The following is a 17,018-nucleotide window of genomic DNA, read 5'->3' as shown; positions in this document are numbered from 1 at the left end:
CAAATAATCCCCTGTTTATTAACATATAAAGGAATAATTTTGCACAAGATGAATACTAAATTTATTTTTTTATCGTTTCTTATTGCTTTGGTGTTCCCAAAATTTCTTTTTGGGCAGAAAAGCTATAAGACATTGGTATTCGAAGGGAACCAGAAATTCAACGGTAAAGATTATTCCGGGGCATCCGGAAAGTATTTGGACGCTCTTAAATCCAACCCCAAAGATTTTACGGCTCATTATAACCTTGGCAACGCTTTGTATAAACAGAAAAAGTATGACGAAGCCAGGGCTGAGTTTGAAAAAGCACAAAGCCTGGCCCAGACCATTCCTGATAAGGCGGCAGCACTCCATAACTTGGGTAATACGTATATGCAGACCAATAATCCTGAAAAGGCGGCGGAGTTTTACAAGCAGTCCCTTAAACAACAGCCTTACAGCGAAGCTACCCGGAAAAACTATGAGATTGCCATGCTGAAGGATAAAGAAAACAAACAGAAGAAAAATCAGCAGCAGAAATCCGGCAAAGGAGGCGGTGGGAAAGATCAGCAGCAAAATGGTGATCAGAATGGAAATCCTAAAGACCAGAAGCAGGATCAGGGCAAAGGACAGCAGAATAAAGGTCAGGGCCCGCAGGGAGATAACCAGGACCCTAAAAAAAATAATGAGGGCAGCATGCCTAAAGAAGTGGAAAATTCCATCTTGAATAAAATCGGCGAAAAAGAAAAAGAAACCGCCAGAAGAATATTAAACAAAAACTCTTATTCGGTGCCTGAAAGCAACGAAAAAGACTGGTAATGCAGTACAGATTAACTTACATACTTGCTCTTCTCCTATCCGTAACCGCTTACGGACAGGTGAACTTTACCGTAACACCTGATAAAACTGATTATAACGGAAAGGACATCGTTAACCTGACCATCGTACTGGAACTTAACGGAAGTGAGTATAATCAACAGACTCCGATCAGGCTTCCCGACCTGTCAAAATTCAACATGATTGGGACAGGATCTGTCAACAGTGGTTATATGGATCCGGAAACGAATACCGTAATCACCCAGTATGTCACCCGTGTGGCGCTGGAACCGAAGAAAAAAGGCAAGGTGAAAATTGGGTCTGTCCTTGTAACCATCAACAATAAGATCTATAAAACGGAGCCTTTTGACATTATGGTGCGGGATGTGGAGAAAAAATCCCTGGCAGCATCCGGCGATGTTTACCTCAATATGGAAATACAGGATAAGGAGGTATATCAGGATCAGCCAACCATCGCTGTTTTAAAGGTCTATTCAAGAAATATGGACAATTTCAGGAAGGTGAAAAATATCCGTCTTCCTCACCAGGATAATATGGACGTGCAGCCTGTGAGCTTTGCCAGATCTGAAATTGATCCGTCAGCTCCCGGAAACCTGTCTTCCCAGGTGGTTGCCATGTTCATGATTTTTCCTAATGAGTCCGGTTCAGTTGAAATTCCGGCGGTAACCGCATCGCTCAGTTCGTACTCCAATAAGAATAAACTCACCTCCAATAAAGTAAAGCTCAGCGTCAAAAAACTTCCGGAGGGATCTCCTGAAGGCTTTAAAAATGCAGTGGGCGACTTTAATATCAGCGTATACAATGTTACCAAAGAGAAGATTGAGGCTAAAAAGCCGGTGAATGTAGTGGTAAAAGTAAGTGGTGAAGGCAATCTGACCAATATGGAACTGCCCAAAATACTTCCTTCGCCTGATTATGAAGTTTTTGCCCCTAAGATCACTTCCAATGTTGTTCCTGGAAATGCAGGTATCAAAGGGGAGATTCTGGCCAATTATATTGTGATTCCGAGGAAGGCAGGATCGCTTTTGGTAAAAACGGAACCATTTTCATTCTTTAATCCTGAGCATAAGGAATATGTGGATCTCGGACAGAAAATTCTGACCTTGAATGCCATGTCCCATGAGCAGGTACTGGAAGCCCGTACAACGGTGGAAAAGGTGAACGAATATACCAACAATCTGCTTGAAACCGTAGATACACCGGTACTAAAAACGACTTCATTTAAAGTAAAAGAAAAAGATAAATTCCATTGGAATATACTTCTGGTCAACTTGTTAATCCTTTTAGGATTACTGGCCGCATACCTTATATTCAGAAATTGGAAAAAGAAGCAGCGTAAGAATGAAAAAGCTGCTCCGGCAGATTCCCTGGGTTCTGTGGCAGAAACTGAGGAACAGATCAGGGAAACTATGAAGACTGATATCAATGACTACTTCAGTTATTTGGAAAATCTTAAAGATAGCGGCGATTATCAAAGATTTTTTCAAACGGCAGATGAGCTGGATGCTGAAGTAAGAAAGCAGTACGGACAGGATTCTACAGAGGATATGAGGACTTTTCTGGAATCGCACAAAGGCACTGTTTTAGCAGAAGAATACAGGATTCTCTTACAAAAGATACAGATTGAAAAGTATGCTCCCGTAAAATCTGCCGACGCATTGGATGATCTGCTGACCGGTATTGTTAATTTCTATTCACAGATTAGCAAATAATCAGTTTATTTTCATATTTTTGCGAAATCTTTAAAACAACACGATGGAAATTTTTAATGGTTTTTCAATAAAAGAAATAGTCACCTGCTTTATGGTGCTTTTTGCCGTCATTGATATCATCGGTTCCGTACCTATTGTAGTAAGCCTGCAACAGAAATTCGGACAGATAGAGGCCGGCAGGGCAGCGATTACAGCAGGTCTTATCATGATAGTGTTTCTCTTTGTGGGAAATAAAATCCTTAAGTTAATCGGAGTAGATGTCAACTCCTTTGCCATCGCCGGTGCATTTGTGATTTTTGTCATAGCACTTGAAATGATCCTCGGCATTGAAATCCATAAAACCACCGAAGTAAAGGCGGCATCCATCGTTCCCATCGCGTTTCCGCTGGTAGCAGGGGCCGGAACATTAACTACAACATTATCGCTGAGAGCTGAATTTCATGATATCAATATTATTTTAGGTATTATTCTGAATACAATTTTCGTATATTTGGTGCTGAAATCGGCGAAGTGGATGGAGAAGAAAATGGGAGAGGCAACATTGGCAATCCTTCAGAAAGTTTTCGGGATCATCCTGTTGGCTATTTCAATCAAATTATTTACGGCAAACTTTGCACAGCTTGTGCAGAATTATATTAATTTTTAAAAATCATGCAGAAGATTTATAAAGTATTTTTGGTAGTGTTCGTTGTTTTTACAGCGATTAACGTTTACGCTTTAGACTGGCAATCGGATATGTTATCCGAAGACAACTCAAAATTCGTATTTTCAATTGCGTCAGCAGTGATCGGATTAATTTTGCTTTTCGTTTTACATACCTGGAGCAAGGTAGGAGTTAAAAAATAATCGGAATATTTTTATATATTGACCTCTTTCAGCCTGAAGGAGGTTTTTTTTATGACCATGATCCACCGCCGCTATTCTGTATTAACATAAAAAAAACAGACATTTTAGCCTGATTTATTTGTTAAACCTTTCATACACTATGGGTGTAAATAGCCTATTTATACAAGCACCAGATTTTTTAAAATCGCTTCAGATTTAAGCTCTGTTTCCCTCCATTCTTTTTCAGGGGAACTCTGGCTGGTTATACCGCCTCCTACAAACATATGAACCGAATCTTTGAATAGTTTTGCACAACGCAGGTTAACGTAATATTGTACGGTCTCATCGTTTTCAATCCTGATATAGCCGGAATACAATTCGCGGGGATATTTTTCAATACGCTCAATCTGCTCTTTACAGAAGGCTTTCGGAATTCCGCATACCGCAGGGGTAGGATGGAGGTCTGCAATCAGCAGGTCCAGATCTTGAGGCCTGATTTTAGCTCTAAAATCGGTTCTCAGATGTTTGATATTGCCTGAAATATGATCGTAGGTGTCTGAAGTTATGACTTCGCTGGAATAATGGTCTAGAATCGCTTTGATATAATCCGAAACCGGCTTTTGTTCTTCAATTTCCTTTTCAGTCCACTGCTCTGAAACCGGAAGGGTCCCCGCCAGGCTCATGGTTTCAAATTCGTGGGTAGATTGATTGAACTTTCCAAGAACTTCAGAGAATGCACCCATCCATGAATGTTCACCGTGAATAAAAATATACCGGAAAGCATTGGGATATGATTTACAAAGGTTTTCAAAGCTTTTTTTCAGATCGATTTCCCTGAAATCCGCAAAAATTTTCCTTCTGGAATACACCAGTTTTGGAAGATGGTTTTCTTTGATAACTTCAATTACTTGTTCCAGCTGGTTAAGATATTCAGGTTTGGTTTCGGAAATGTATCCACTTTTATCTTCGGGTAAGAATTTGCTTGAAATAACTGTATCAGCAAACTCTCCGGTACTTATTTCAACAATACTGCCGGTAAAATCAATTTGGCTTAAACCGTCAAAAGTATTAAAACTGATATTTTTTTTCTCGAAACTTTCGTCAGCAGAGTACAGTTTTTCATCGAATGGAAATTTGAAATAGACCACGAAACAAGAAGGATTTATTTATGGATAATTGCATTCGTCATCGTAGTATGGCTGATCAGCTGTCCTTTCTCATCTCGGATCTCAATCTCTGAAACATGCATGGATTTACCTTTCCTGATGAACCGCACAAAACCGGTGACTATTCCATCTTTTTTACTTCTCAAATGATTGGTGTTGATATTGGTTCCTACACCATAATATTTATCCCCATCGATAAAGATATTGGACAGGCTTGATCCGAGGGTTTCGGCGAGTACGCAGCTTGCTCCGCCGTGCATGATCCCGAAAGGCTGATGGATTCTTGGTAAAACAGGCATGGTTGCCGTTAAGGTTTCATTTTCAAGATCAATATCCGTAAACTTAATATCAAGTGCTTTTGGGAATGTTTCGTCACCCCAATCGTTGATGTATGCCAGTATTTCTTCCTTGGTACCCTGCATGGTTTTGTATTTAAGTCGTTTGAGCGTTATGAGTTGTGTAAGTGATGAGTAATAAGCACTGAGTAATTGTTAGAATTATATTACAACTTTAATGAGCTATAATTCATAATCCAAAATTCAAAATCTGATATCTAACATCTAATTCCCCATAATATTCGGGTTCCAGTTGGCCGGAACTTTCGGAACAATATCATTCTTAATATAGTAATCCTGTATTTCTGCCATAATTTCCTCGTACGGAACTGAAATAATACGTTCATATGGAATAGTATACCCCAGATAAACCGTTTTCCGCTTAAAGTCTCCGGCGGCCAGAACAATGGGAACTTTAGCAGCCAGTGCCATATGATAGAATCCTTTTCGCCATTTCGGGACCCAGCTTCGTGTTCCTTCCGGGGTAATCACGAGACTGAAGTCATCTTTTTCAAACTGTTTGGCTACAAAGTTGACCAGGTCATTTTTCTGGGTCCTGTCAATGCCTATTCCGCCTAACCCCCTTACCGCACTTCCGTACCATGCTTTGGTATGGGCGTCTTTAATGATGATTTTAAGCGGCTTTTTCAGGGACCAGTAGGCAAGATTGCCGAGAATGTATTCCATATTATGTGTATGGGGTGCAACAACAAGGATGCACCGGTTGAGTACATTCACATCGCCCTGCAGAACGACTTTCCAGCCCATAAGCTTCAGCATCAGTTTGCCGATCAGTGTTTTCATAGATCTTACATTAAAGCAAAAAAGTATAACCAAAGTGGTTATACTTTACAAATATATTGAAATATTATTTCTTAAAACAAACCGGTGATGAAATCAACGATTTTTATAACGATTTCTAATGCGACCTGTACCATTGTGATGATGTTTTTTTTGTTTGGATTATTAATTTGTACGAAGGTAAAACTATTTGGTGAAATATCAATAGGAAAACGGCAGTTTTTTTATTTTTCTGAGAGAAGAAGGGTGTGAATTTCAAACGGTTGCTATCCATTCACACCTTCAAACCACTCTCTGCCGGTTATTATTTGGTTTTTATGGAGATTTCATTTTTTCCCTCATTTAATTTGATATCTACATTTCCGTTTTTAAAACTTTTCTTGATATTGGTTTTAATGGAATCCATTACTTTATTGGCTTCGGATTCAGGTACTTTTTTACCGTTGATAATGATGCTGTCCTTATCATCTGAATTGTATTCGATGGTAGATCCGTTCACCGTAATTTTATCTTTTTCAATCTTGATGTTGCCATCCTCGTCTGTGTCCTGGTCATGATCATTGATTCCGTCTGCATTGAGATCTCCGTCGAAGCTGATGCCGTCATTTTTTGCAGGAATCACAACCGTTTTTAAAGGAAGTACAAGTTCATAGTCAACATTGTAATCTCTGAATCTGTGTTCGTACGGATATTTGATGTAGTTCGGAAGGACAATTCTGTTGTTTATGATATCAACAGGAACACTTACATTCAGTGGGAGATTGTATCCTTTAGCTTCTTTTTTGATGATCAGATAAGGCGTCTTCACGTCGGCTTTTCTTGTCACATCAAGGTGGATCCAGTCTTTATGGTATACCGAGGCTTTATCGGAATAGAGATCATCGTCGTACGCTGTGAAGTTCTGTGGAATGGTTACCTGCTTAACATCTACATATAATGTATCTGACTTTGTATTAATGGCAATCTCTTCGGTATCTTCCTTATGTCCTTTGAAGATCATCTCTCTTTTGGCCATACTGACGCCGAAATAGCTTCCCAGGGTAATCAGAGCAAGGAAAAGTGCTCCCAGTACCCAGCCTATATTTTTCAGTTTTGTCTTTGGAGAGAAAATTTTAATGCTCAGCAGGCTGAAGATAATAGCCGGGATCAGGCAACCGATGATCATGATCGCTACAAGAACTTTATCCATACCATCATCATCCATAAAAAACCGAATCTCATTAGCGCCCGGGAAATTGGAATTGATCCCGAACAGCCCGAACAGTACAAAAGTACCTACAATGCTGCCTACAGCCAAAATAACAAAGATTCCGCCGATAATGTATTTCAGTACATTCCAGATTCCGTTGCCGGCATTGTTGATGTAGGGTTTGTTTTCAATATAGATCTCTCCGACCCTCTGGGTAGACTCGTTGGCAAATTGTACCAGCTTGTTGGACTCATTCTTAAGATTGTCGAAGTTCATAGGCTTTCCCTTCATTTTCAGGAAATCAGCAGCGGTTTCTGCTTTTGGAAGGACTGCCCAAAGGATCACGTATAGTAAGAACACCAGGGTAGAAGAAACAGCTGCTGTAAAGATTCCGAGGATGAAAATTCCCAACCAGATCGCTCTCATTGCGGTAATATCCATTCCTACATAGTGCGCAAGCCCGGCACATACCCCGGCGATTTTCTGTCTCTCCGGATCCCGGAACAACTGGCGTCTATAAGTGGCTTCGGTTCCTGCTGTATAGGTTTTGCTGGTATTTTTTTCAGAGTAATAAGCCTCTTCCTGTTCCTCGATCTTTTCAGGGGTCCCGATCTGGGCAATTACCCTTTCTACGTCTGTATCATTGATGACTTCGCGTTTGGACATGGAATCCCTGAAGATTTCCACCATCCTGATTTCGATGTCGTGCATTACCTCGTCTGCTTCTGCAGCATCCAGGGAGCTTCGGAGAGCATTGAGATAATCGCTGAGTTTTATATAAGCATGCTCTTCTATAGTAAAAGAAAAACCTGCGAGTCCTATTGAGAGTGTCTTGTTCATAGCTTTTTTTTTAATGGTTTTGAGTGATTTGGTTAACTGAGTTGGTCAGATCATTCCAGGTATTCTGGAGTTCGTCTAAAAACAGTTTTCCTTTTTCTGTAATCTGATAATATTTTCTGGGTGGTCCGCCGGTAGATTCTTCCCAGCGGTAAGAGAGGAATTCCCCGTTTTTCAGTCTGGTCAGAAGAGGGTAGAGGGTTCCTTCCACCACGTCCAGTTTTCCTTTTTTCAGTTCATCAATAAGATCAGACACATACATTTCCCGGTGATTGATGAGACTCAAAATACAGAATTCCAGAATCCCTTTCCGCATTTGCGCTTTGGTATTTTCGGTATTCATTTTTAATAAGTTTTAATGAGTTATATTTCAGGCTCCGGTTCCTAGCTAGTTGAACCTTCTCTGATTTTACATTACAAAGATATATAATTAAAATGGTATTATGCAATACAAAGTAGTGAAAAAATAATTTATTTTTTATTAATTATTTGATAATCAATGATATAAATTTTTATGAATTTTAGGAAGACTCCGAAATGAATTATTTAGATTGGATTTTTTACAATTTTTCCGGATACTTTTATGGGTCTTAAGGTGACCAAAGCCTTTTTTTCAACCTGGTCATGAGAAGATTTAAAGCTGTACAGCTGATAAAATTTACGGACAATCAAAACCATTTCCATCATGGCGAAATGTTCGCCGATGCACAGCCGTGGTCCAGCTCCGAAAGGGTAATAGGCAAAATTCCTGGCATTCTCATCATCGAAACGTTCAGGAATAAACGCTTCCGGATCAGTCCAGTATTTAGGGTTACGGTGCAGGCCGCCGATGTACAGAATAATCTGGGTGCCTTTTCCCCACGAATAGTCTTTGAAATGGTCGTCCTCAAGTGCTTCACGGTCAATGCCCCATGCCGGCGGATGCAGCCGCATCGCTTCTTTAATGATATTGAGGGTATAGGATTTTTTCATGAGCGAGTCCGGAGTGAATGCCGCTTCACCCAATGTGGAAATTTCATTCCTTAAAGTTTGTTCCGCTTCCGGATGCCTGCTGATTTCAAAAAAGATAAAGCTTAAAGCATTGGCTGTGGTTTCGTGCCCGGCGATAAAAAGGATGAGCATTTCGTCTACAAGCTGCTCATCGGTCATTGGAAGCTGCGTGTCCTCATATCTGGCATGGATCATCATATCGAGCAAATCGTTTTTCTCTTCACCGGATATGCGCCTTTTATCAAGAATTTCCTGAATGATCTTTCTGGCGCGCTCACTTTTCCAGATGTTTTTCCGGGTAATCCCAAAGCATATCCATTGCTTTTGTATAAAAAGGTAAGCGGACTTCCCTGGTGAAAACCTCCTGGATTTCAGTAATGATCATACCCAGTTCACGGACTTTAGCCTGATCGATATCGGAACTGAACAGGGTTTTGGCTACAATATCAAATGCCAGCTGATGGAAAAAATGGTACAGATCAGTTTCTTCATGCGCTTTAAATAACAGCATGGACCGATCAATTTCTTCGTCCATAATAGAAACCAGGTTGCTGATCTTAGCCTTGCTGAAGCCCGGCTGTATGAGCCTCCGCTGTTGAAGCCAGTCTTTCCCGTTGTTGGTGAGCAGCCCTTTACCCAGGTATTTTCTAAGGGTTACCGACTGGATTTCAGATTTATAATAATTCCTTTGGTTTTGCTTAAGGATGTATTCCACAAACTCCTGGTCCTGGCTAAAAATAAACTTTTTATCGGCAAAAGAAGCATTGATAAAATAATGGTCACCGGCAATGCGATGGTTCCTGCTGATAACTTCCAGCGGATGGTTAACCCCTTTCAACAGCGAGTATAATTTATTGAATCCTGTAATTTCTGTAGGGTAACGGAAGGGTGCCGGCATATAGAATATTTGTTACCTAAAGGTAAAGAATATATGTGATACCCTCAAATGAATTATTTTTGCAGAATGAAAATACAAAAGGAAATTGATTTTATCTTAGCCGTAGATGCTTTGAAAAATGTACAGAGAAGAAATTATAATGCTGATGATTCCCGCCGGGAAAATACAGCAGAACATTCATGGCAGATCATTATTCTGGCGCAGATCCTTTATCCGTATGCGAAATGCAGGGCTGATATTGACCTTCTGAGAGTGATCAGGATGCTTTCCATCCATGATCTGGTAGAAATTGAAGCCGGAGATACATTTTTGTTTGATGAAAAGGCAATGGTAGGGAAGTTTGAACGCGAAAAACAGTCGGCCAAGAATATTTTCGGGATCCTGGATGAGCCTATCCGGTCAGAATTTTTCAACCTCTGGCTGGAGTTTGAGGAAGAGCAGACTCCGGATGCCATCTTTGCCTGTGCTATAGACAGAATTATGCCGTTCATCCTGAATTCCCATACTTCAGGGAAAAGCTGGACCGAAGCCGGTGTTACAGAAAAGCAGGTGAGGAATATGCTTGAAAATGCCATCGGAAGAGCTTCCGATGAAATGGGTGAGGCATTTGAAATGCTGCTGACGAAGTGTCTGGATAATCAAAAGATTATTAGAGAACTGTAAGACATAAATTCCGGCGGCCATCGGCCGCCGGAATTTAATTGTACCTATAAAATAGGGGTCGGTTTCTTGAATTCATCAATGGATACGAAGGTGAAATCCCCAACAATAGCCTTTTCACGCTCATAGGAATACATCTGCTCCGTGTAGATTTCAACGCTTACCTTCATACTGGTTGTCCCCACATGTGCTACTTTACCAATCAGTTCAACGATAGTCCCGGCAGGAATCGGTTTTTTAAAATCGATCTTGTCGCTGCTTACCGTAACGACTCTTTTCCGAGCAAAACGGGTGGCGGTGATAAAGGCTACTTCATCCATCAGCTGCATCGCAGTCCCTCCGAAAAGGGTATCGTAATGATTGGTGGTGTTAGGGAAAACGGCTTTGAAAATTCTGGTTTCCGATGCTTCAATTCTTTCTTCTGTTGTCATTATTGCATTATTATATTTAGCGAAGAAGCCGTTGAGCAGAATAATGACAGCAGGAACATAGGATGTTCCCGTAAGCATTCATCAGATCAATCAACTTCAGATCGCGGAAGTTTTTCGTATAAAGGAAAGGCAGGTCTCCTGGCTTGTACCGTCTTTATTCCCTTCCCATGCCTCTGCACAGTGGATCATCAATAAAGATTTTAAGTACTTACAGTTGCGCGACAGCTCGTGATTTGCACACGATTCCCTTTTCATCTGCGTTAAGCAGAACCGGTTCCTGTGATGAATAAGCGATAAAACTTTTCAGTGCAAAAGTACGGATAAAACGTGAAAGGCAAAGGTTATTCAGGATTTTTATAGATGATCTGACTGATCACCCTTCCTTCTTTGATGGTCCACAGCGTAGTATAGCGGTTTTCGCCTGATCCGTTGATCATATAAAGGAAGATATGGTCATTATCAATGGAAGTTACACCTACATTATTGAAATCCATGGTAGGCTGGAACATATTTTTAATGGCTTCCCGCACAAATACAGAACCTCTTCCGGGCTGCTGAACGCGGATGGATTTGATTTCCGTCATGCCTTCCGGAAGCTGGCTGCTGATACCCCATGGCTTTACTTTATCGATGGTCAAGATGTTTCCGTTGGCATCTTTTTCCTGCTTTCGGTAGCCGGCATTGGAAGGATACACATCAATAATCACTTTCGTCCTCTGGGCTGCTGGAATCTTAGGATTGCTGTTATCCGTAAAAATGAGCGACCTTCCGTTTTTGGATTTGGATGGGGTAAACTGGGGAAGCTGGTCGATAAAGGCAATACGGTCTTTATTCACCATTCCTTCCTTATCCAGGGTTTCGTAGCGGACAAATGGCTTGTCGTCATCCTGTTTTTCAGGATATTTGATCCAGATCCACTCCGTTTCCCCGGGTGCGGGTTTTACATATACGAAAACATCACCTTTACGCATCCGGATCTTATCGACAATCTTGCGGTAATTGTCTTTAGGTACCCGTACCATGGCGTATCCTTCTTCAGCTTTTACCACTCCGAACGGTACTTTAGACTGCCCCTGTATAAAAGCCAGGGAAAAAATGGTGAAAAAGGAAGCGTATAATGTTTTTGTTGCGGAATTCATCATGAATCTTTTTAAAGCTCAAAGATATAAAATTAAATGCTCTCCGGCAGATACTTATTCTTCTGTGATTCTGCAAAATCTTTAACAGGCTTGAGGATTCCGCAGGAGAGAAGATACACTTCATCCGAAATATCCCAGACCTACTGAAAATGATAATCTGAAATCATAATTCTTTCTTGTTATGAGCGTTTTATATGGTTTAAGGATAAGATACACACTGGAAGCTGATCAAAAAATAAAAGAGTGCTCGGAAATGAACACTCTTTTTAATTATACATTAGCAGGATCTTGTCAAAGTAAAAAAACTTCATCATGTCTGAATTAAGACATTTCAAATTCTTAATTTTTCAACACGATTATATCCGCTCCAGTTCGTCAGAATTAATCGTTGTCTTAAAAGTCCCGTAGTTAACGATTACCTTATTTTTAGAAACTTTTTCAATGGTTCCGACACTCGTACTGCCTTTGATCCGTACCCTTTGTCCTTCTTTCATCCATAAAGCCCTTTCGGTCTTGATTTTTTCTTCCAGTTTTTCATTGGTCTCAGCAATCCTTTCCTGCACATCTTCTTTTTTCAGCTGCTGGGTAATTTTCCGTTTCACGATCTGCAGGCGTTTGGATTCATCCTTATCGGCACCTACTTTTCTGAATTTTTCCTGCTCCAGGATTTTCACAAAATCTTTTACGACATCTTTTCTCGATTTTCCTTTGATATAGCTGTCGATGAACGCTTCAATCTTATTCCCGAACTGAAGCTTGCGGTGTTCTTCCTCATAGAGCTTCTGGAAGTTGAACAGCTTCTGCTGGAGCTGATCATTGAGCTTTTGCAGGTTGTCCCGTTTATCTTCCACGGATTCCTTTCTTTCCGCGAGATCAGATTTCAGTTTTTCAACTTCAAATTTTTCCTGCTGGAGCTTAACAATCGTCTTATCCAGGTTTACAATATCATGTTCAACCTTTTTCTTGGCAGAATGAATGATGAACCTGGGGATTTTATTCTTTTCAGCGACTTCAAATGTGAAGGAGCTTCCTGCCTGCCCCACTTCTAACTTATACATCGGTTCCAGGGTTTCTTCATTGAAGAGCATGGCTGCATTTTCTGCATTCGGAAGCTGCTCCACCACCAGTTTTATATTGGTGTAATGCGTTGTAATGATGGCAAAACTCTTTTTATCATAGAAAAATTCAAGGAAGCTTTCTGCCAACGCTCCGCCTAATTCAGGGTCAGATCCGGTACCGAACTCATCAATCAGCAAAAGGGTATTGGCGTCTGCCTCACGAATGATGCCGCCCATTTTTTTCAGTCTTGAAGAGTAGGTAGAAAGATGGTTTTCAATCGACTGGTTATCCCCGATGTCAGTCATGATCTTTTCAAAGAAAAACATCTCTGATTTCGGATGCACGGGAACCAGGATTCCGCTCTGGATCATCAGCTGCAACAGTCCAACGGTTTTCAGGGTGATGGATTTTCCTCCTGCGTTCGGTCCGGAGATACAGATGATCCTGTTGTGATCTGTCAGGGTAAGGGTCTGCGGGAAAATCGTTTTGTTTTCTGCTTTGTTTCTCAGGAAGAGCAAAGGATGGAAAGCTTCCCTTAACCGCAGGGTTTTATGACGGTTGATTTTCGGCAGAACGCCATTGATCAGTTCGGCAAACTTCGCTTTTGCTCTGGTTAGATCAAGGTCGAAGATATACATCTGATACCTCCAGAGCTGAGGCTGGAATTCCGAAAGCTCTGCCGTCAGTTTCCTGAGGATTTTATCGATTTCTTTCTTCTCTTCTTCTTCACTTTCCTTCAGCTTGAAATAATGCTTGACAACACTGTCCGGCTGGATGTAAGTTATAGAACCGGTTTTTGAAAGTCCGAGCACTCTTCCCGGAACCCTCTTTTTAAATCCTGATTTTACAGCTAAAACCCTCTGGTCTTCTATAATCGTTTCGCGGATATCATCCAGGAACTCACTCTGTCCGTAATTGAATAAAGCCCGATTGAAGTTTTCCTGAATGGCTTTTTTAGCATGCTGGATTTCCGTCCTCAGTTCTTTCAGGATAGGAGAAGCCTCACTTTTCACTTCACCAAAACGGTTAAAGACCTTATCTACTTTATCTATAATTTCTTTTTTGAACTCCAATACCGCAGCATCGCTCATTAATGTGGGAAAGGTTTCCGGCATGGTAGGGAAAAACTTCTGAAGCTTCCCGATCTGTTCCGTAAGCGTTTTTATCTTGATGAACGCGCTGTTTTCCAGGCGGTAATTTTCAATCAGCATCAGTTTCAGCTCATTTTCGATATCTTCATATTCATCGAACGGTATCGCATTTGAACTTTCAAAACTCGACAGGTATTCTGAAGTTTTTTTCAGGGAAAGTTCTGCCTCATCAATCGTCATCGGCAGGAGCTGAAGAATTTTCCCTCTCGTTTTCGGAGAATAGGCAAATGGAGCAATTTCCGCGAGCAATTGCGGAAACTCTAATTCGTTTAAATCTTCTTTATTTATATACACAGTACAAATTTAGTGAGAAAATATGAATGTTAATTTGAAAATGCTTTAATTTGAATTTTTGGAAACCCCTCAAAATGATTAATCCTGAAAGCGTACGCCATTTAATCTTATGAAACTGCAAACCGAACGTTTAGTATTGAAAGAAATCAACGAAAGCCATACTGAAGATATCCTGAAAATCCGTAGCAATGCAACCATTAATCGCTTTGTGAAAAGGAACTCACCTAAAAACAATTACGATGCATTGCAGTTTATTTTAACCATTAAGGAAAGAACCAAAAACGGGCAGACCTTTTATTTTGGGATTTCATATAAAGACCAGCCCAACATAATCGGCACCATCTGCTTCTGGAATTTCTCTGAAGACCGCACCACCGCTGAGATAGGATATGAGCTTCTTCCCGAATATCACAGGAAAGGTATTATGTCTGAAGTTCTGGATGCTGTTTTGCCTTACGGGTTTGATTATTTACAACTCAAAGAAATTTTGGCCATCACCCATTCGCTGAACGAAGCCTCAAAGGCTTTACTGCTGAAGCATCATTTTGTTGTGGAAAAAAACAGCAAGGACGAGGATTTTCCGGAACATCAGGTTTTCAGCCGTAAGAAAATACAGGGTAATTTTTAAAATCAGTATATTTGTTTAAGTACAAATTGACATCCAATGAATCTGTCAACCGAAAGAAATGAGCTGATAAAACCGATCAGTACTCTCCAAAATATTTTTATCATTGCTAAACAGAATGAAATCATTAATAAGTTATAAATACCAACAGATTTTTAGATGTCACTGCTATGGTTGCTGATCAGTATGGAAGCTCAAACCTTCTTATAAAGGCAAGAAAATTGATAAGCATTACAATGACCGTAACTTTCGACGAATATTTTAAATTAATAAACCAACCAATAGAATTTAATTTTCAAATTAATTCATCTTCAAATTTTCAAATATACCTATGACCTGGACAGATGTTTTAGCCCCGATAAAAAATACGCCTTACTTTACAAACCTTTGGGAAAAAGTAAAACAGGAATATGCATCCACCAAAGTATTTCCTCCGAAAAACCAGATTTTCAGGGCACTAGAAATTACTCCTTTTGATGATGTGGAGGTCGTTATTTTAGGCCAGGATCCTTATCATAATGACTATCAGGCTAATGGTTTGTGTTTTTCCGTTTCCGAACAGGTTGCGGCACCGCCTTCGCTGAAAAATATTTTTATAGAACTGAAAGATGACCTGGGCGTTGTAAGGACTTCCAAAGAACTGGACGACTGGGGCAGGCAAGGCGTCTTGCTTTTGAATGCTACGCTTACCGTACGGGCACACTCACCCAATTCGCATAAAGATCTGGGATGGGAGAAGTTCACCGACTTCATCATTAAGGAAATTTCAGACAAAAAAGAAAATGTCGTATTTGTTTTATGGGGTGCGTTTGCACAGAAAAAAGCCGAACTGATTGATCCGGCTAAGCATTTTATCCTGAAATCTGCGCACCCGTCTCCGTTTTCCGTACACAGGGGATTTTTTGGGAGCAAACCTTTTTCAAAAATCAATGAATATCTTGTTTCAAAAGGAAAGAAACCTATTTCTTGGTAGCATTTGTCGCAGACTTCTGAATGATGATTCCGATTTTATATTTACCTCTTAAAGCACTGGTGCCTTCTGCCGAGGTAGGATAGGGGTTAATCGTATGCAGTGAAATGGTATATCCGTTAAAGTCGGCAGACTGGTGGTAGTTCCTTCCCGGATTTTCCGTACTGGCCAGGTTAAGGATAACCGGGCGGGTAGCGGTACCCATGACTTCTACCTGAGCTACAGCAACGCCGGCCCAGATGCAATTCACGCCCTCCGGACAGCGGCTGTCTTCAGAAACTCCTTTGAATGTGACATTCATGTCATATTCTTTCAGGAACTTGTTTTCACCTTCCGAAAGATTGATCAGGGCATTATCTTTTGCAGAACTACTGTTCATAGCTGTTTGTGGAGTATTAATTGAAGAAGCATTTTTTGCGTTGGCTCCTTTCCGTGTATTGCAGTTCAGTACGGACATCAGGCCGATACTGAATAAAATGGTTTTAGGAATCATACTCATCAGATTATGTTTAACATATCCAGGATAACCACCAAAAACATTGCCACACCTACCACCAGACTGAAACCGGTGCCATAAATGAATCCTATAAGAGCTCCTTTGGTTGATTTTAAAGCTTTATTCATGTCTTTGCTGTCGTGGAGCAATTCACCAATGAATACTCCGGCAAACATCCCGATTAGGAAACCCAGTGGAATCGGTAAAAACATTCCCACAATAGTTCCGATCACAGATCCTATACTTCCCCAGCGTGTTCCTCCATATTTCTGGGTGGTTTTGGCCGGAATGACGTAATTCAATACCACTGAAATAGCAGTCAGGGCTCCGAAAACCCAGATATACAGCATCGGCAGATCAGCATCAGTCCCGAATTTATAGATCAGCAGTCCGCAAATGCTCAGGAGCAGACCGGGCAGCACAGGAAGAAAAGTTCCTAACATGCCCAGAAATAAAAGGACCAGGCAGAGAATATCAATAAGTATAGTGTCCATAATATGTAAGATATCTTAAATGGTGCATAATTAACTGAATCCGCTACCAAAATAATTCCAAAAATAAAATGCAGATCATGCTTTACGATGTTTTGAATGGTATCCAGATAGCCGGGCAAACCTATGAAATCAT

Annotated in this window: 19 protein-coding genes and 1 riboswitch; of the genes, 7 read left to right on the top strand and 12 right to left on the bottom strand. The window is 40.6% G+C overall.

Features of this window, described 5'->3' with window-relative positions; translation table 11 throughout:
• Positions 1-48: 48 nt before the first annotated feature.
• Genes QE404_RS10620 through QE404_RS10605 form a run of 4 tightly spaced genes read left to right on the top strand, consistent with a single transcriptional unit; the run spans position 49 to position 3,371 of the window.
• A complete protein-coding gene (locus QE404_RS10620) occupies positions 49-795 on the top strand; it encodes a tetratricopeptide repeat protein (RefSeq protein ID WP_307450292.1) in 747 nt (248 codons plus the stop codon).
• Positions 795-2,525 carry a BatD family protein gene (locus tag QE404_RS10615; protein ID WP_307450290.1) on the top strand — a complete coding sequence of 577 codons (1,731 nt, stop codon included), beginning with the start codon at positions 795-797 and terminating at the stop codon, positions 2,523-2,525. Before QE404_RS10620 ends, QE404_RS10615 begins: the two co-directional genes overlap by 1 nt.
• A 43-nt stretch (positions 2,526-2,568) precedes the next feature.
• Positions 2,569-3,171, top strand: coding sequence for a MarC family protein (locus tag QE404_RS10610; protein ID WP_307450288.1), 603 nt, complete (start codon positions 2,569-2,571; stop codon positions 3,169-3,171).
• Between the two features lie 5 nt (positions 3,172-3,176).
• Entirely contained in the window at positions 3,177-3,371 is a 195-nt protein-coding gene (locus tag QE404_RS10605; protein WP_307450286.1) for a hypothetical protein, read from the top strand.
• Between the two features lie 158 nt (positions 3,372-3,529).
• On the opposite strand, the gene QE404_RS10600 is transcribed toward QE404_RS10605, so the two are convergent.
• The 7 genes from QE404_RS10600 to QE404_RS10570 form a co-directional block, all read right to left on the bottom strand.
• Positions 3,530-4,498 (bottom strand): chorismate-binding protein, encoded by a 969-nt coding sequence (locus QE404_RS10600; protein ID WP_307450285.1) that lies wholly within the window; start codon positions 4,496-4,498, stop codon positions 3,530-3,532.
• 14 nt (positions 4,499-4,512) lie between these two features.
• Positions 4,513-4,938, bottom strand: coding sequence for a PaaI family thioesterase (locus tag QE404_RS10595; RefSeq protein WP_307450283.1), 426 nt, complete (start codon positions 4,936-4,938; stop codon positions 4,513-4,515).
• Between the two features lie 138 nt (positions 4,939-5,076).
• A complete protein-coding gene (locus QE404_RS10590) occupies positions 5,077-5,655 on the bottom strand; it encodes a 1-acyl-sn-glycerol-3-phosphate acyltransferase (RefSeq protein ID WP_307450282.1) in 579 nt (192 codons plus the stop codon).
• Positions 5,656-5,956: 301 nt separating this feature from the next.
• Positions 5,957-7,681 (bottom strand): PspC domain-containing protein, encoded by a 1,725-nt coding sequence (locus QE404_RS10585; protein WP_307450280.1) that lies wholly within the window; start codon positions 7,679-7,681, stop codon positions 5,957-5,959.
• Positions 7,682-7,691: 10 nt separating this feature from the next.
• Positions 7,692-8,021, bottom strand: a complete 330-nt coding sequence (locus tag QE404_RS10580; protein ID WP_294206000.1) for a PadR family transcriptional regulator — start codon at positions 8,019-8,021, stop codon at positions 7,692-7,694.
• A gap of 203 nt (positions 8,022-8,224) precedes the next feature.
• Entirely contained in the window at positions 8,225-8,926 is a 702-nt protein-coding gene (locus QE404_RS10575) for a cytochrome P450 (protein WP_307454108.1), read from the bottom strand.
• Positions 8,927-8,942: 16 nt separating this feature from the next.
• Positions 8,943-9,566 (bottom strand): cytochrome P450, encoded by a 624-nt coding sequence (locus QE404_RS10570; protein ID WP_307453885.1) that lies wholly within the window; start codon positions 9,564-9,566, stop codon positions 8,943-8,945.
• A 66-nt stretch (positions 9,567-9,632) separates the two neighbouring features.
• Between QE404_RS10570 and QE404_RS10565 the strand changes: the two genes are divergently transcribed.
• Positions 9,633-10,229, top strand: a complete 597-nt coding sequence (locus QE404_RS10565) for an HD domain-containing protein (RefSeq protein WP_307450275.1) — start codon at positions 9,633-9,635, stop codon at positions 10,227-10,229.
• A gap of 44 nt (positions 10,230-10,273) precedes the next feature.
• Here the strand turns inward: QE404_RS10565 and QE404_RS10560 are convergent, their stop codons facing one another.
• From QE404_RS10560 to QE404_RS10550, 3 genes are all read right to left on the bottom strand, one after another.
• Positions 10,274-10,657 carry an acyl-CoA thioesterase gene (locus tag QE404_RS10560; protein ID WP_100075041.1) on the bottom strand — a complete coding sequence of 128 codons (384 nt, stop codon included), beginning with the start codon at positions 10,655-10,657 and terminating at the stop codon, positions 10,274-10,276.
• Between the two features lie 111 nt (positions 10,658-10,768).
• A riboswitch (cobalamin riboswitch) is annotated at positions 10,769-10,947 on the bottom strand.
• A gap of 51 nt (positions 10,948-10,998) precedes the next feature.
• Entirely contained in the window at positions 10,999-11,799 is an 801-nt protein-coding gene (locus QE404_RS10555) for a hypothetical protein (RefSeq protein ID WP_307450273.1), read from the bottom strand.
• A gap of 353 nt (positions 11,800-12,152) precedes the next feature.
• On the bottom strand, positions 12,153-14,300 hold the full coding sequence (locus QE404_RS10550; protein WP_307450271.1) for an endonuclease MutS2: 2,148 nt from the start codon (positions 14,298-14,300) through the stop codon (positions 12,153-12,155).
• Between the two features lie 109 nt (positions 14,301-14,409).
• Between QE404_RS10550 and QE404_RS10545 the strand changes: the two genes are divergently transcribed.
• Positions 14,410-14,928 (top strand): GNAT family N-acetyltransferase, encoded by a 519-nt coding sequence (locus QE404_RS10545; protein ID WP_307450270.1) that lies wholly within the window; start codon positions 14,410-14,412, stop codon positions 14,926-14,928.
• 328 nt (positions 14,929-15,256) lie between these two features.
• On the top strand, positions 15,257-15,898 hold the full coding sequence (locus QE404_RS10540) for a uracil-DNA glycosylase (protein ID WP_307450268.1): 642 nt from the start codon (positions 15,257-15,259) through the stop codon (positions 15,896-15,898).
• On the opposite strand, the gene QE404_RS10535 is transcribed toward QE404_RS10540, so the two are convergent.
• Together QE404_RS10535 and QE404_RS10530 are read right to left on the bottom strand one after the other, a co-directional pair.
• Positions 15,885-16,388 (bottom strand): hypothetical protein, encoded by a 504-nt coding sequence (locus tag QE404_RS10535; protein WP_307453883.1) that lies wholly within the window; start codon positions 16,386-16,388, stop codon positions 15,885-15,887. The genes QE404_RS10540 and QE404_RS10535 overlap by 14 nt on opposite strands.
• Before the next feature lie 5 nt (positions 16,389-16,393).
• Positions 16,394-16,885, bottom strand: a complete 492-nt coding sequence (locus QE404_RS10530) for a DUF456 domain-containing protein (protein WP_307450264.1) — start codon at positions 16,883-16,885, stop codon at positions 16,394-16,396.
• Positions 16,886-17,018 lie beyond the last annotated feature (133 nt).

This window comes from Chryseobacterium camelliae (genome assembly GCF_030818575.1).
GTDB lineage: Bacteria > Bacteroidota > Bacteroidia > Flavobacteriales > Weeksellaceae > Chryseobacterium > Chryseobacterium camelliae_A.
The sequence above is the reverse complement of the archived record's forward strand: the minus strand, read 5'-3'. Positions and strand labels throughout refer to the sequence as shown.

What these genes read in the sequence shown, in the direction of transcription:
- QE404_RS10565 (WP_307450275.1), top strand. Translation starts at nt 9,633, where the DNA reads ATGAAAATACAAAAGGAAATTGATTTTATCTTAGCCGTAGATGCTTTG.
- QE404_RS10535 (WP_307453883.1), bottom strand. Translation starts at nt 16,388, where the DNA reads ATGATTCCTAAAACCATTTTATTCAGTATCGGCCTGATGTCCGTACTG.
- QE404_RS10610 (WP_307450288.1), top strand. Translation starts at nt 2,569, where the DNA reads ATGGAAATTTTTAATGGTTTTTCAATAAAAGAAATAGTCACCTGCTTT.
- QE404_RS10620 (WP_307450292.1), top strand. Translation starts at nt 49, where the DNA reads ATGAATACTAAATTTATTTTTTTATCGTTTCTTATTGCTTTGGTGTTC.
- QE404_RS10530 (WP_307450264.1), bottom strand. Translation starts at nt 16,885, where the DNA reads ATGGACACTATACTTATTGATATTCTCTGCCTGGTCCTTTTATTTCTG.
- QE404_RS10555 (WP_307450273.1), bottom strand. Translation starts at nt 11,799, where the DNA reads ATGATGAATTCCGCAACAAAAACATTATACGCTTCCTTTTTCACCATT.
- QE404_RS10545 (WP_307450270.1), top strand. Translation starts at nt 14,410, where the DNA reads ATGAAACTGCAAACCGAACGTTTAGTATTGAAAGAAATCAACGAAAGC.
- QE404_RS10540 (WP_307450268.1), top strand. Translation starts at nt 15,257, where the DNA reads ATGACCTGGACAGATGTTTTAGCCCCGATAAAAAATACGCCTTACTTT.
- QE404_RS10585 (WP_307450280.1), bottom strand. Translation starts at nt 7,681, where the DNA reads ATGAACAAGACACTCTCAATAGGACTCGCAGGTTTTTCTTTTACTATA.
- QE404_RS10595 (WP_307450283.1), bottom strand. Translation starts at nt 4,938, where the DNA reads ATGCAGGGTACCAAGGAAGAAATACTGGCATACATCAACGATTGGGGT.
- QE404_RS10615 (WP_307450290.1), top strand. Translation starts at nt 795, where the DNA reads ATGCAGTACAGATTAACTTACATACTTGCTCTTCTCCTATCCGTAACC.
- QE404_RS10570 (WP_307453885.1), bottom strand. Translation starts at nt 9,566, where the DNA reads ATGCCGGCACCCTTCCGTTACCCTACAGAAATTACAGGATTCAATAAA.
- QE404_RS10560 (WP_100075041.1), bottom strand. Translation starts at nt 10,657, where the DNA reads ATGACAACAGAAGAAAGAATTGAAGCATCGGAAACCAGAATTTTCAAA.
- QE404_RS10580 (WP_294206000.1), bottom strand. Translation starts at nt 8,021, where the DNA reads ATGAATACCGAAAATACCAAAGCGCAAATGCGGAAAGGGATTCTGGAA.
- QE404_RS10605 (WP_307450286.1), top strand. Translation starts at nt 3,177, where the DNA reads ATGCAGAAGATTTATAAAGTATTTTTGGTAGTGTTCGTTGTTTTTACA.
- QE404_RS10590 (WP_307450282.1), bottom strand. Translation starts at nt 5,655, where the DNA reads ATGAAAACACTGATCGGCAAACTGATGCTGAAGCTTATGGGCTGGAAA.